Below are 12,196 nucleotides of genomic sequence, written 5' to 3' on the forward strand. Positions count from 1 at the left end.
TGGGAGACTCGGACACCGCCGACCCAACCCCCCCAAGCCCGGCCCCCACCACAAGGGGGCCGGGCCATACTCACACCACCACCCCCACCACCAGGCCGACGCCGAGAGCGCAGGACTCGGCAGTCAACGCGGCCACGGTCGCCGGGAATCACGCGCGGGTGGAACGTCGCAGCAGTTCATAGCAGAGCACGCTGGCCGCCGCGCTCACGTTCAACGACTCCGTTCCGGCGCACATCGGAATGCTCACGCGATCGGCGACACGTTGTTCGACTTCGGGGGACAGCCCCGCCGTCTCACTGCCGAGAACGAACACCGCACGCTCGGGAAACTCGGCCTCGAAAACGTCCGACTCGGCTCGTGCGTCCAACGAGTACATCGGATATCCGAATTCGGTGAGCGTTTCCGCCGCTGTTCCCGCGTCGGCAGCACGCAGGATCGGGGCGTGGAAAGCCACCCCGGCGGACGCCTTGACCACCAGGGGATCGATATTGGCCACACCGCGGTGGGGCAGTACGATCCCGTCGATTCCGGCGGCGGTGGCCGTGCGAAGTATCATTCCGACATTGGCCGGGGTGGTGAGTCCGTCCAACAGCAGCATCCTGCCCGGAGCGCTGGAGTGGTCGGCCAGCGCGTCGTCCAGCGGCCGCATCTTGCGTGCCACGACGTCGGCGACCACACCCTGATCGTGCCGTCCGTTGCCCGCCAGGATCTTCACCCGGTGCGCACTGGCTCGCTGAACAGGTACCGCGCGGTCCGCCGCGGCTTCTCTGATGTCCCGAACCGCGCCCCCCGTTGCTCCCTCGGCGAGAACGACCTTGTCCACCCGGAGATCGAGGTCGGTGAGTGCTTCCAGCACCGGTTTGCGTCCGTAGACGGTGACGAAGCGGTCCCGCGGGGAAACGTGCTCGGACAAGGGGCCGATCTCCTTTCGAACGGATCGGCCCCTTGCGCAAGAAGGCGGACGATCCGGACACAGATTCGTCGACTACTCGACTTCCGGGGGGACGCGGATGGGCCTGCTTGGCGGGTCGGGTGGCCCCGAGCGGCTGCACCGCTCGCCCGGCGGCCGGGCCCGGCCGAGCGAGTAGCCGCCCGATCCACGCGGGCACTCAGTATCACATGTGCCCGCGCTCTCCCTTCGTCGGCCTGCGAACATGTGCCAGTATCGCGACCATGGCCGATCGACTCTCCGCGCTCGACGCCTCGTTTCTGTACCTCGAGGATCACACGACACCGATGCACGTCGGTGGGGTGGCGGTGTTCGACAGGCCGGGCTCCGGATTCGATTACGACGAGCTGTTGGCTTTCGTCCGGCGCAGACTCGGTTCCGTTCCGCGGTATCGCCAGAAGGTCGTTCAGGTTCCGGGCCACCTGGCACGTCCGGTCTGGGTCGACGACCAGGAATTCGACATCAGCTACCACGTGCGCCGCTCGGCTCTGCCGAAACCGGGCAACGACGAGCAGCTGCACGAGCTCGTCCAGCGGCTGATGTCCAGGAAGCTGGACACCACGCGTCCGCTCTGGGAGCTCTACCTGGTCGAAGGGCTCTCGGACGGACGTGTCGCCCTGGTCACCAAGACGCATCAAGCCATGGTCGACGGTATCGGTGCGGTCGATATAAGCCAGCTGATTCTCGACTCCGCTCCGGAGGGGGAACGGGACCGCGAAGAGGACCTGTGGATGCCGCGTCCGGAGCCGGGGATCGTCGATCTCGCGGTCGGCGCCGTGGCCGAGGCGGTCGGCCGTCCGGGAGAGATCGTGGAGAACCTCCGGGCCGCCGCGGTCGACGCGAGGGCGAGCGTGCGCAAGTTGACCGGGGTGCTCGGCGGAGTTTGCTCGGCTTTGAGCACCGCGCTGCCTCCCGCCTCCGGCGGGCCGTTGAACTCGCCGACGTCACCGCAGCGCAGGTTCACGGTGGCGCGGGGGAAGTTGGAGGACCTCCGCGTGATACGCCGCGAGCACGGTGGAACCGTCAACGACGTGGTGCTCGCCGTGTTGACGACGGCATTGCGGAGCTGGCTGTTGTTCCGCGGTGAAGCGGTGTCGGCGCGGACGACGGTGCGGGCGCTGGTTCCGGTGTCCGTACACGCGGACGGTCCTGCCGCGACGGAACGGGACGAACCGGCGGGGGTTTCCTTCGACCGGGTATCGGCTTGTCTGGTGGACCTTCCGGTGGGGGAGCCGAATCCGCTCATGCGATTGCACCAGGTGGGACACGCGATGCGAGCTCATGCGGAGTCGGGGCGCTCGGTGGCAGCCGACGCGCTGGTTCGGTTGTCCGGGTTCGCCCCGTCGACGCTGCACGCCCTGGGAGCCCGGGTAGCGGGCGGGTTCTCCAACAGGGTGTTCAACCTGCTGGTCACCAACGTTCCGGGGCCGCAGGTCCCGTTGTACGCGGCGGGGGCCACCATGTCGGAGATGTTTCCGGTGGTACCTCTGGTGAAGAACCAGTCGTTGGCGATAGGTATCACTTCGTACAACGGGGAAGTGTTCATCGGGCTCAACGCCGATCGGGCCGCCATACCGGATGTGGACGCCCTTGCTGCGATGATCGAGGAATCGGTGGAAGAAATGATCGGGACGGTCGGACAATGAGGATCTACATACCCGCCACGCTGCGGATGCTGCGGGATTTCTTCGAGCAGCGGAGTCTGCAGCCGTTGAGCGGGACCGCTTTCGCGCTGACTCCGGCACTCCGGGAGGCCTATTCGAGTGGCGGAGACGAGGAGCTGGAGTACGCGGCGATGCGTGAGGCCGCGCGTGCCTCGTTGCGGTTGATCTCCGGGGAGCAGGACGAGCAGCAGGAAGCCGAGCAGCAGGACGAGCAGGGCGAAGAGCGGAGCGGGCAGCGGACCCGGCGTGTGGTGGTCGCGGCCGACGCGCAGGACGTGACGCTGCGTCCGGACCTGGATCACGCCGTGGTGCGGGTTTCCGGCCAGGTGCCGTGGAACACGGTCGCCGCGGTGCACGTGGACACGGAGGAGGCGGAGCAGGACGTGCGTGCGGCCGCCGGAGTGATTGACGCGGCCGACCTCGGGGACGAGCAGGCCGAGCTGACCCTGGGGGACGCGGAGGATCACGAGCTGGCCTGGTTCGCCCCGCAGGAGGTTCCCTTCATGCTGGAGTTGATGTGAACCGGGGGACCACGGGTGTCCCCGTCCCGTTCCCGGCGCGGGAGCGGACCCACCGGGTGGGTCTCCGGTGTCGTCGTGACCCGTGAGCCCGCTCGAAGGGCTCCCCGCCCCCGGTGGGATCACCGTGGAGCGGGGAGCCTGTTCGGCTGAGCGCGGCCGGGGATCAGAACTCGTTCACCTTGCTGGCGGGCGGAACGGTTATGTCAACCGGCTCTCCCCAGTCGGAGTAGGTGATGGTCCGGGTGCTCTCCGGGATCTGCTGTCCGGCGATCTTCATCGACGGGGTGACGCTTTCGACCTTCATGAGAAGGTTGTTCGAGTCGACCCAGAGCGTCTTGCTGATCTCGTTGACTCCGGCGTTGATCAGGGTTTCGAAAGAACTCTTCTGCAGTCCCTCAGACTTGGCGGCGGCCTTCTGCAGGTCGGTGACGGCGTCGTAGCGCGTGGCCTGCTCCCCGTTCAGCTGAACCTCCTTCTGGTCGGTGATCTCCGAACCAGGGGGGAGGATGGACTTGATGTCCGAGAACTGCAGCATCTTCCCCATCTGCCCCATGTTCTTGGAAAGCCCCGAGGAGTTCAGGCTCTGCTTCATCCAGGGCTTGCCGGACTGACCCTGGCCGGGCATCTTGATGTACACCGCGTCCTCGGTGACGATGCTCTCCCCGGCGCCTTCGCAGGCGACCTTGGCGTTGCTGATGTCGACCTGGCAGGTTTGGTTCTGCAGACCGGCGGCGGGAGAGCCCTGCATGGCGCCGCCCTCGGCCGACACCTTCATCGTCACGGTCTTCTTGTCGTTCATCTTGGTGGATGCTTGGGAGACGAGAGCCGAGACGTTCTGGAGCGCGGCGTCGGAGGAGGACTGCTGGTTGCCGCTGTCGCCGCTCTGCTCGGGCGAGCTGCCACACGCCCCCAGTGTGCTGATCAGGGCCAGCGCTGACAGCGTCAATGTCGTGCGGCGCACGGAGAACTCCCTTCGCTAAGTTTCACCCTGGTGGGCGGATTACGGGCAAACTAGCAAAGGTCCACCGGGTCGGGTGGGTTTTTCGTGAAAGACGTTCCGAGGTCGCCGACCGCGACCAATCCGGGCGGGTTACGTCAGCTTTCGAGCCCTTTGCGCGAACGCAGCAGTCTCCGCAGCGAGGCGAGCTGCTCCCGGCGTTCCTCCGCGGCCGCGAACTCGTCCAGGTAGCAGTCCGGGTCCTCGGGGGCGCCCAGATGACCGCAGTTCGGCGGGCACTCCTCGGCGGCCTCCGCGAGTTCCTCGAACGAGTTGACCAGGTCGTCCACGGTGACGTGCGCGAGACCGAAGGAACGAATGCCCGGTGTGTCCACCACCCAGCCGCCCGCGCTGTCGGGCAGGGACATCGCCACCGCCGAGGTCGAGGTGTGCCTGCCCTTGCCGACGTCGCTCACTTCGGCGGTGGTGCGCCGGGCCACGGGGACCAGTCGATTGACCAGGCTGGACTTGCCCACACCGGAGTGACCGACGAGTGCCGACACCCGTCCGCTCAGCACCTCGCGCAGTTCTTCCGGCTCCGTGTCCGGGCGGGTGGTGAGCACGGTCATGTCGAAGTTCGCGTAACCCGCCGTCCACTCGTCCGGGTCGGCCAGATCCGCCTTGGTCAGACACAGCACCGGTTTGAGACCGCCCGCGTAGGCGGCGATCAGACACCGGTCGATGAACCCGGAGCGCGGGGGTGGATCGGCCAGCGAGGACACGATCACGAGTTGTTCGGCGTTGGCCACGACGATCCGCTCGTACGGATCCGTGTCGTCCGCGGTGCGGCGCAGCACGCTCGTCCGTTCGGCGACACCGACTATGCGTGCGAGGGTGTCCGGCTTGCCGGAGGTGTCACCGACCAACCGGACCCGGTCGCCCACGACAACCGGGGTGCGTCCGAGTTCCCTGGCCCGCATCGCGACGACCTGGTGGCTCGGGTCGCCGTTGATCGCGCAGGTCCACCTGCCCCGGTCCACGCCCACGACCATGCCCACCAGGGCGTCCGCGTGGGCGGGGCGTTGCTTGCTGCGCGGTCTGCTGTTGCGCCTCCCCGGACGCACCTTTATGTCGGACTCGTCCAGGTCGCGCCATTCTCGTTTGGTCATCACCGCACCGTCCTCAGCATGCGGGTCCACATATCGGGGAAGTCGGGAAGGGTCTTGCTCGTGGTGGCGATGTCGTCGACCGCCAGTTCGGGGACGCGCAACCCCAGGATCGCACCGGCCGTGGCCATGCGGTGGTCCGCGTAGGAGTGCCACTGCCCACCGTGCAGGTCCCGCCCCCTGACCAGCAGTCCGTCCTCGGTCTCGGTGACCTCGGCCCCGACACCGTCGAGCTCCCGGCGCAGCGCGGCGATCCTGTCCGTCTCGTGCCCCCGCAGGTGAGCGATCCCCCGCAGCCGGGACTCCCCGTCGGCGAGGGCGGCGAGCGCCGCGACCGTCGGGGCGAGCTCGCCGACGTCGTGCAGGTCGAGGTCCACGGGGCGCAGCTGCCGAGGGCCCGTCACGGTCAGCCCGTCGTCGTCCAGCACCAGCTCCGCGCCCATGCGGGAGAGAATGCCGCGCATGGCGTCCCCGGCCTGGGTGGTGCTTGCGGGCCACCTCGGGATCGTCACGCTGCCCCCGGTGACCGCCGCCGCGGCGAGGAAGGGGGCCGCGTTGGACAGATCGGGTTCCACGGTCAGATCCAGGGGGCGGATCTTCCCCGGGGACACGCTCCAGGAGTTCGGCAGGGAGTCGTCGACCTCCACCCCGTTCTCGCGCAGCATCTCCACGGTCATGGCGACGTGCGGCAGGGACGGGACCGCGGCACCTTCGTGGCGAACCGTGAGACCGTGTTCGAAGTGGGGTGCCGACAGCAGCAGTCCCGAGATGAACTGCGAGGACGCCGAAGCATCGATGGCGACTTCCCCGCCGGGCAGGTATCCGCTCCCCAGCACCGAGAACGGCAGCGAATCCCCTTTGACGTTCCCGCCCAGCGCGCGCAGGCCCTCGAGCACCGCTCCCAGCGGACGTTCCCGTGCCCTGGAGTCGCCGTCGAAGGCGATCTCGCCCTCGGCGAGGCAGGCCAACGGTGGCAGGAAGCGCAGCACCGTTCCGGCGAGCCCGCAGTCGACGGTGGCCGGGCCGCGCAGCAGTCCCGGGGTGACCAGCCACTCGCCGTCCGACCCCTCGGATATCCGCACGCCGATCGTGCGCAGTGCCTCGGCCATGAGATCGGTGTCCCTGCTGCGCAGCGGTGATCTCAGCACCGATGGTTCCGAGGCCAGGGCGGACAGCACCAGAGCCCGGTTGGTGATCGATTTGGAGCCTGCTACTTCGACGGTGGCGTGCACTGCCCCACGAGCAACGGGGGCGAGCCAAGGCGCGGTCATGGCCCAATGGTCTCGTATCACACCCCCCGCTCTCGGTCGCGGGTGCGCTATCCTCGGTTCCCCGGGCACGAGCGGCTCGGTGGAGTTCGCGGGGCGTGACCGAGCCGGCAGCATACGTGCGACGTCGCCGAGCCGGGCCCGCCGGTGGCCCGAGCGGTTCGCGACGGTGTTTTGGGAGGTGTTCCGGCGATGTGCGGCAGGTATTCCTCCTCGAGGAGCCCGGAAACGCTGGCAGTCGAGTTCGGGGCGAGGGACGCCACCGGGGAGCGGGCTCCCGAGCCCGACTACAACGTGGCCCCGACCAAGCCGGTTTTCGCCGTTGTCCAGCGTCATCCGAAGGACTCGGAGGGCAACCGGGACCTCACCAGCTCCGAGCGCAGCCTGCGGGTGATGCGCTGGGGGCTGGTGCCGAAGTGGGCCAAGGACCCCGCCGTGGGCAGCCGCATGATCAACGCCAGGTCGGAGACGGTTTCGGTCAAGCCGGCCTTCCGCGGCGCGATCCGGCACTACCGCTGCCTGCTGCCCGCCGACGGTTGGTACGAGTGGAAGGGCGACACCAGCCCCAAGCAGCCGTACTTCGCCGGTTCCGCCGACGGGCACAGCCTCGGCATGGCCGGTATCTGGGCGACCTGGCGCGATCCGGCCGACCCCCAGGGGCAGCCCCTGGTGAGTTGTGCCGTGCTCACCACGGAGGCGGTGGGTGAGCTGGCCGGGATCCACGAGCGGATGCCTCTCGTGCTGCCCCGGCGCCACTGGGACCGCTGGCTGGATCCCGACAACGAGGACGTGGACGAGTTGCTGAACCCACCGGGACACGATCTCGTGAACGGGCTCGCGCTGCGGCCCGTCTCCCGAGCGGTCAACAATGTGGCCAACAACGGGCCGGAGCTGACCGAAGCGGCCCCCGACGCGGAGAACACGTTGTTCCGATCATGACGAGGGTCGAGGTGGAAACCCCGCACGGTTCGGCCCGGGCGGAGCTGCACAGCGCGGCCGAGGGGCGCGCTGCACTGCTGCTCGGACACGGCGCGGGAGGCGGTTTCGGGACCGAGGACCTGATCAGCACCGCGCGCACGGCGACCTCCGCCGGTGTGCACGTGGCACTGGTGGAGCAGCCCTATCGGGTCGCTGGCAGGCGTGCTCCCGCCCCGGCGCGGCAGCTCGACGCCGCGTGGCTGGCGGTGGTGGAGGACCTGGGGCAGCGCTGGTTCCCCGAACTTCCGTTGATCTTCGGCGGCCGCTCCTCCGGTGCCAGGGTGGCCTGTCGCACTGCGGAGGAAGGGGGCGCCTCGGCAGTGCTGTGCCTGGCCTTTCCGCTGCATCCGCCGGGCAGGCCGGACAAGGACCGCGGCCCGGAGCTGACCGGGGTGGAGGTCCCCACCCTGGTGGTGCAGGGGGATCGCGACCCCTTCGGGGAGCCGGAACCGGCCAGCAACCGCGAGGTGGCCCTCGTGCCGGGGGACCACTCGCTGCGCGCGGACGCGAACGCGCTCTCCCGGGCCGTGGCCGAGTGGTTGGGCCGGATTCTGCGCCTGCTGGACTGACCGGTGTTCTCCGGTGCGGCTGTCGTGGGGGCTTGGCGGAACCTCTCGCGAGCTCGTGAGCGGGTGCTCCGGGCCGGGAGCGGTTCAGCGGCTGATCGATGCCGTGCTCGCCCCGGTGAGTTCCCGCAGAGCGCTGGGAGCCAGCTCGATCTCCAGCCCGCGTCTTCCCGCGCTCACGTAGACGGTGTCGAACTCGGTGGCAGCGGAGTCGAGCACGAGCGGCATGGAGGTCTTCCGGGCGAGCGGGGAGACGGCTCCGAGGTGATAGCCGGTTCGGCGCTGCGCGGTCGAGGAGTCGGCGAGCACGGCTCTCCTGCCGTGACGGGCCCGGGCCAGCGCCTTCGGGGCCAGCTCGCGCTCGACCGCCAGCACCGCCGTCACGGGGGACCCGTCGACGAGGGCCACCAGCGTCTTGAGGACCCGCGCGGCGGGCACACCCAGCTGCTCGACGGCCTCGGCACCGTAGGACCTCGTTCCCTTGCGGTGGTCGTAGCCGTGCAGTCGGTACGGGATCCCGTTGGCGTCCAACAGCGCGGTCGCCGGTGTGCTCCTGCCGACCATCGGGCGTGACGGTAGCGCACCGGGGCGCGCGGGTTCCACGGAGCCGTGCGGGCACCGGGCGGCGAGTCGGAATAACCCCGGCAGGAGTCGCGTTGCACGGGACGTGTTGACGGAGCAGAGTGGCGCGGCCGTGTGCGGCCAGCAACCCAGCATCAAGGAGTGCGTGTCCTCACGCGAAGTCCGGAACTCTTCAACGCGTACGCAGGAGTCCACCGGGGTAACCTGGGGGAGCACTCATGTCGGCGAGGGCATGGGAACGTCACCACTGTCGACCTGGTGGCGGGAAAGGAGCCCGGTGCCTGGTACCAGGGGGCAGGAGGACACTGCCGAGAACGCGCGGCCGGAGACAGCAGCCGGTGAGCAGCGGCCGCAGGCGACGACTCAGCAGGCGGCGGAATCCGAGCGTTCCGAGACCGCCGAGGAACGGGTCGCGCGCTTCGAACGTGACGCGATGCCGCTGTTGGACCAGCTCTACGGTGCCGCGCTGCGCATGACGCGCAATTCGGCCGACGCCGAGGACCTCGTCCAGGAGACGTACCTCAAGGCGTACTCGGCCTTCAAGTCCTACACCAGGGGAACCAATCTCAAGGCCTGGCTGTACCGCATCCTGACCAACACCTACATCAACGGTTACCGCAAGCGGCAGCGGCAGCCGCAGCAGCAGCCGACCGACGAGATCGCGGACTGGCAGCTGGCACAGGCGGAGAGCCACACGTCCAGCGGGCTGCGCTCGGCGGAGCTGGAAGCTCTGGACCGCTTGCCGGACACCGACGTCAAGAACGCGCTGCAGCAGCTGGCCGAGGAATTCCGCATGGTGGTCTACCTGGCCGACGTCGAGGGGTTCGCCTACAAGGAAATCGCCGAGATCATGGACACGCCCATCGGCACCGTGATGTCCCGGTTGCACCGGGGCCGCAGGCAGTTGCGCGGGATGCTGACGGACGTGGCCCGGGACCGTGGCTTCCTCCGGGCCGGGAATCAGGAGGTGAGCGCGTCGTGAACTCCGGTGATGAACCGCAGACCTCGTGCGAGGACGTGCTGTCCGAGGTCTGGCTTTTCCTGGACAACGAGTGCGACCAGGAGCGCCGTGCGACGCTGCGCAGGCATCTCGACGAGTGCGGCTCCTGTCTGGAGCACTACGGGATCGAGGAGCACCTGAAGGAGCTGCTGCACCGCAAGTGCGGTGGTGAGCACGCCCCGGCCGAGCTGCACAACAGGTTGCGCAGCTCCATCAGGGAGAACGTCCTCCGGCAGGCGGACGTGACCGTCGAAAGCGGTCCGGAGGGAACCTCGGTCGAGGTGCGGCAGAAGCCTGCTTCCTCGGCGGAATGAGCCGGGACGCCGGGTCCCGCACCACTGATTCGACGGCCGGGAGCAGTCCCCGGGCGGGCACAGCCTCGAGGGCAGGCTTCGGGACCCGTACGCGGGAGGCCGTCGAACGCTCCTCGACACCAGCGGCATGAAAGCGGCCCCCGAACCGTTCGACTTCGGTTCGGGGGCCTGCTGTATGCGGCCGCGGAGGCGGCACGGTGCCGCTTGGGGACGGGCGAGCCGCTCCAGTCCGCGAGGACCGTCACTTGCCGCGCAGCGGACGCTTGCCGTGGTTGGCGTTGTTCTTGCGCGCGGCTTTCTTCTTGCGGGCCCGCTTGGCCATGGGGCACTCCTAATCCGACTCGAGTTCGAACTCCTACAGTCTGACATGTTCGGTGACCTGCTGTTCGTGGGCGGTTGCCCGCATGGTTTCCTTGTGGTTGGCCCGGCCGAGAAGGGAAGCGGTAGCTGATGGCGCAGGAGATCCGTGCCGAGATGGTGGCCAACGTCATGTCCGTCGACGTGAACCCCGGTGACCGGGTCTCGGACGGCGAGTCGCTGGTGGTGCTGGAGTCGATGAAGATGGAGATTCCGGTGCTGCTCGAAGGACCGGGCCGTGTCGACCGGATCGCCGTGCAGGCGGGCGACGTCGTCCGCGAGGGCGATCTGCTCGCCGTCGTCGAGGGTGTCGAGAGCGCGTGAGGGGCTTCGCCGGACGGGGTTCGGGAACATCGCGGAGGACTGCTCGTGTCCACGCTCAGTGATCTGCTGGCCGAACACACGGGGTTACCCGGTTCGGTCGCGGACCATCTCCAACTGGTCGTCGCGGAGTGGCAGTTGCTCTCCGACCTGTCGTTCGCCGACTTTCTGCTGTGGGTGCCGGTCGGCACCGAGGACTCCGGCGACGGCCGTTTCCTCTGCGTGGCCCAGGCCCGGCCCACCACCGCCCCCACGGCTCATCCGGAGGACATGGTCGCGACCGAGGTGACCCCGCACGAGCACCCGCAGCTGCGGCGCGCGGTGCGGGAGCGCAGGATCTGCCGGGAGGAGGACCCGCGCTGGCACATGGGGGTTCCGGTGCGGCGCGAGACCATCCCGGTGCGGCTGGGCGAGACGGTGGTCGCGGTGTTGAGCCGGGACACCAACCTGGCCGTGCCGCGGGTGCCCAGCCCGTTGGAGATCTCGTACCTGGGCAGTGCCGCGGATCTGTGCCAGATGATCGCGGACGGGAGCTTCCCCACCTCCGAACCGGCTCCCGACGTGCACACCAGCCCCCGCGTCGGGGACGGACTGATCCGGCTGGACAGCGAGGGGACGGTGGTCTTCGCGAGTCCCAACGCGCTGTCCGCCTATCACAGGATGGGACACGCCGCGGACTTGGTGGGCGGCCCGCTCGCCCCGCTGACGCGGTCGTTGCTGTCCGATCCTTTCGACGCCGACGAGGTTTCCCAGCGGATCAGGCAGGCTTTGGACGGCCAGCCCGGTATGCGGATCGAGGCGGAGGCGCGGGGCGCCACCGTGCTCTTCCGGGCGCTGCCGTTGCAGCCGCGTGGTCAGCAGGCGGGCGCCCTGGTTCTGGTCCGCGACGTGACCGAGGTCAAGCGCAGGGACCGTGCCCTGATGTCGAAGGACGCGACGATCAGGGAGATCCATCACCGGGTGAAGAACAACCTGCAGACCGTGGCGGCGTTGTTGCGGCTGCAGTCGCGCCGGACCGGGAACGGTACCGCGCGTCAGGCCCTGGACGAGTCCGTGCGGAGGGTGACTTCGATCGCGCTGGTGCACGAGACGTTGTCCATGTCGGTCGACGAGCGGGTCGATCTGGACGATGTCGTCGACCGGGTCATTCCGATGATGAGCGATCTCGCCAGCGCCGGTGCCGGGGTGAGCGTTCGCAGGGAAGGCCGATTCGGTGTGGTCGCGGCGGAGTTGGCCACGCCGCTGGTGATGGTGTTGACCGAACTCGTCCAGAATGCCCTGGAGCACGCCTTCCCGGAGGGCAGTGGGGGTGAGGTCGTGGTGCAGGCGGAGCGTTCGGCGCGTTGGCTGGACGCGGTGATCTCCGATGACGGCCAGGGCCTGCCGGGGGATTTCTCCCTCGAACACGCCGAACGCCTCGGCCTGCAGATTGTGAGAACCCTCGTGGAGTCCGAGCTCCGAGGGTCGTTGAGTTTGCGCGGTCGTGAACAGCGGGGCACGGAGGCGGTGTTGCGGGTCCCGCTGAAGTACCGCCGCTGATTTCGGGGGCCGCCGGGTGCGTCGATGCTCTGCG

14 protein-coding genes are annotated in these 12,196 nt (G+C 68.7%); 8 read left to right on the forward strand and 6 right to left on the reverse strand.

Going from position 1 to position 12,196, the window contains the following annotated elements; all coding sequences use genetic code 11:
• Positions 1-148: 148 nt before the first annotated feature.
• Complete coding sequence (locus FHR84_RS21630) at positions 149-913, reverse strand: TrmH family RNA methyltransferase (RefSeq protein WP_179537388.1); 765 nt, start codon at positions 911-913, stop codon at positions 149-151.
• Positions 914-1,173: 260 nt separating this feature from the next.
• Between FHR84_RS21630 and FHR84_RS21635 the strand changes: the two genes are divergently transcribed.
• Positions 1,174-2,595, forward strand: coding sequence for a WS/DGAT/MGAT family O-acyltransferase (locus tag FHR84_RS21635; RefSeq protein ID WP_179537389.1), 1,422 nt, complete (start codon positions 1,174-1,176; stop codon positions 2,593-2,595).
• Positions 2,592-3,134 carry a DUF6912 family protein gene (locus FHR84_RS21640; RefSeq protein WP_179537390.1) on the forward strand — a complete coding sequence of 181 codons (543 nt, stop codon included), beginning with the start codon at positions 2,592-2,594 and terminating at the stop codon, positions 3,132-3,134. The genes FHR84_RS21635 and FHR84_RS21640 overlap by 4 nt, the downstream gene beginning before the upstream one ends.
• Before the next feature lie 163 nt (positions 3,135-3,297).
• On the opposite strand, the gene FHR84_RS21645 is transcribed toward FHR84_RS21640, so the two are convergent.
• The 3 genes from FHR84_RS21645 to aroA all read right to left on the reverse strand — a co-directional run bounded on the left by FHR84_RS21645 (position 3,298) and on the right by aroA (position 6,508).
• Positions 3,298-4,095, reverse strand: coding sequence for an SCO4651 family lipoprotein (locus FHR84_RS21645; RefSeq protein ID WP_179537391.1), 798 nt, complete (start codon positions 4,093-4,095; stop codon positions 3,298-3,300).
• Between the two features lie 134 nt (positions 4,096-4,229).
• Positions 4,230-5,240, reverse strand: a complete 1,011-nt coding sequence (rsgA, locus tag FHR84_RS21650) for a ribosome small subunit-dependent GTPase A (protein ID WP_179537392.1) — start codon at positions 5,238-5,240, stop codon at positions 4,230-4,232.
• Positions 5,240-6,508: a 3-phosphoshikimate 1-carboxyvinyltransferase gene (gene aroA, locus FHR84_RS21655; protein ID WP_179537393.1), complete on the reverse strand. Its 1,269-nt coding sequence runs from the start codon at positions 6,506-6,508 to the stop codon at positions 5,240-5,242. Before aroA ends, rsgA begins: the two co-directional genes overlap by 1 nt.
• Before the next feature lie 189 nt (positions 6,509-6,697).
• On the opposite strand from aroA, the gene FHR84_RS21660 reads away from it, so the two are divergent.
• On the forward strand, positions 6,698-7,444 hold the full coding sequence (locus FHR84_RS21660) for an SOS response-associated peptidase (RefSeq protein ID WP_179537394.1): 747 nt from the start codon (positions 6,698-6,700) through the stop codon (positions 7,442-7,444).
• A complete protein-coding gene (locus tag FHR84_RS21665; protein WP_179537395.1) occupies positions 7,441-8,052 on the forward strand; it encodes an alpha/beta hydrolase family protein in 612 nt (203 codons plus the stop codon). Before FHR84_RS21660 ends, FHR84_RS21665 begins: the two co-directional genes overlap by 4 nt.
• A gap of 84 nt (positions 8,053-8,136) precedes the next feature.
• Here FHR84_RS21665 and FHR84_RS21670 read toward each other — a convergent pair whose 3' ends face one another.
• Positions 8,137-8,613 carry an aminoacyl-tRNA deacylase gene (locus tag FHR84_RS21670; RefSeq protein WP_179537396.1) on the reverse strand — a complete coding sequence of 159 codons (477 nt, stop codon included), beginning with the start codon at positions 8,611-8,613 and terminating at the stop codon, positions 8,137-8,139.
• Between the two features lie 295 nt (positions 8,614-8,908).
• Here FHR84_RS21670 and FHR84_RS21675 point away from each other — a divergent pair, with 295 nt between their 5' ends.
• Positions 8,909-9,613 (forward strand): sigma-70 family RNA polymerase sigma factor, encoded by a 705-nt coding sequence (locus tag FHR84_RS21675; RefSeq protein WP_179537397.1) that lies wholly within the window; start codon positions 8,909-8,911, stop codon positions 9,611-9,613.
• Positions 9,610-9,945, forward strand: a complete 336-nt coding sequence (gene rsrA / locus FHR84_RS21680; RefSeq protein ID WP_179537398.1) for a mycothiol system anti-sigma-R factor — start codon at positions 9,610-9,612, stop codon at positions 9,943-9,945. Before FHR84_RS21675 ends, rsrA begins: the two co-directional genes overlap by 4 nt.
• A gap of 241 nt (positions 9,946-10,186) precedes the next feature.
• Here the strand turns inward: rsrA and FHR84_RS23565 are convergent, their stop codons facing one another.
• Positions 10,187-10,267, reverse strand: a complete 81-nt coding sequence (locus FHR84_RS23565; protein WP_033374540.1) for a 50S ribosomal protein bL37 — start codon at positions 10,265-10,267, stop codon at positions 10,187-10,189.
• Positions 10,268-10,395: 128 nt separating this feature from the next.
• Here FHR84_RS23565 and FHR84_RS21685 point away from each other — a divergent pair, with 128 nt between their 5' ends.
• Positions 10,396-10,626 carry a biotin/lipoyl-binding carrier protein gene (locus tag FHR84_RS21685; protein ID WP_179537399.1) on the forward strand — a complete coding sequence of 77 codons (231 nt, stop codon included), beginning with the start codon at positions 10,396-10,398 and terminating at the stop codon, positions 10,624-10,626.
• Between the two features lie 45 nt (positions 10,627-10,671).
• Positions 10,672-12,162: a histidine kinase N-terminal domain-containing protein gene (locus FHR84_RS21690; RefSeq protein WP_179537400.1), complete on the forward strand. Its 1,491-nt coding sequence runs from the start codon at positions 10,672-10,674 to the stop codon at positions 12,160-12,162.
• Positions 12,163-12,196: the final 34 nt, after the last annotated feature.

Origin of the sequence: Actinopolyspora biskrensis, assembly GCF_013408175.1 — a bacterium.
Taxonomy (GTDB): domain Bacteria; phylum Actinomycetota; class Actinomycetes; order Mycobacteriales; family Pseudonocardiaceae; genus Actinopolyspora; species Actinopolyspora biskrensis.

Coding starts and splice junctions, on each gene's coding strand:
- FHR84_RS21635 (WP_179537389.1), top strand. CDS start 1,174: ATGGCCGATCGACTCTCCGCGCTCGACGCCTCGTTTCTGTACCTCGAG.
- FHR84_RS21640 (WP_179537390.1), top strand. CDS start 2,592: ATGAGGATCTACATACCCGCCACGCTGCGGATGCTGCGGGATTTCTTC.
- rsgA (WP_179537392.1), bottom strand. CDS start 5,240: ATGACCAAACGAGAATGGCGCGACCTGGACGAGTCCGACATAAAGGTG.
- aroA (WP_179537393.1), bottom strand. CDS start 6,508: ATGACCGCGCCTTGGCTCGCCCCCGTTGCTCGTGGGGCAGTGCACGCC.
- FHR84_RS21660 (WP_179537394.1), top strand. CDS start 6,698: ATGTGCGGCAGGTATTCCTCCTCGAGGAGCCCGGAAACGCTGGCAGTC.
- FHR84_RS21665 (WP_179537395.1), top strand. CDS start 7,441: ATGACGAGGGTCGAGGTGGAAACCCCGCACGGTTCGGCCCGGGCGGAG.
- FHR84_RS21670 (WP_179537396.1), bottom strand. CDS start 8,613: ATGGTCGGCAGGAGCACACCGGCGACCGCGCTGTTGGACGCCAACGGG.
- FHR84_RS23565 (WP_033374540.1), bottom strand. CDS start 10,267: ATGGCCAAGCGGGCCCGCAAGAAGAAAGCCGCGCGCAAGAACAACGCC.
- FHR84_RS21685 (WP_179537399.1), top strand. CDS start 10,396: ATGGCGCAGGAGATCCGTGCCGAGATGGTGGCCAACGTCATGTCCGTC.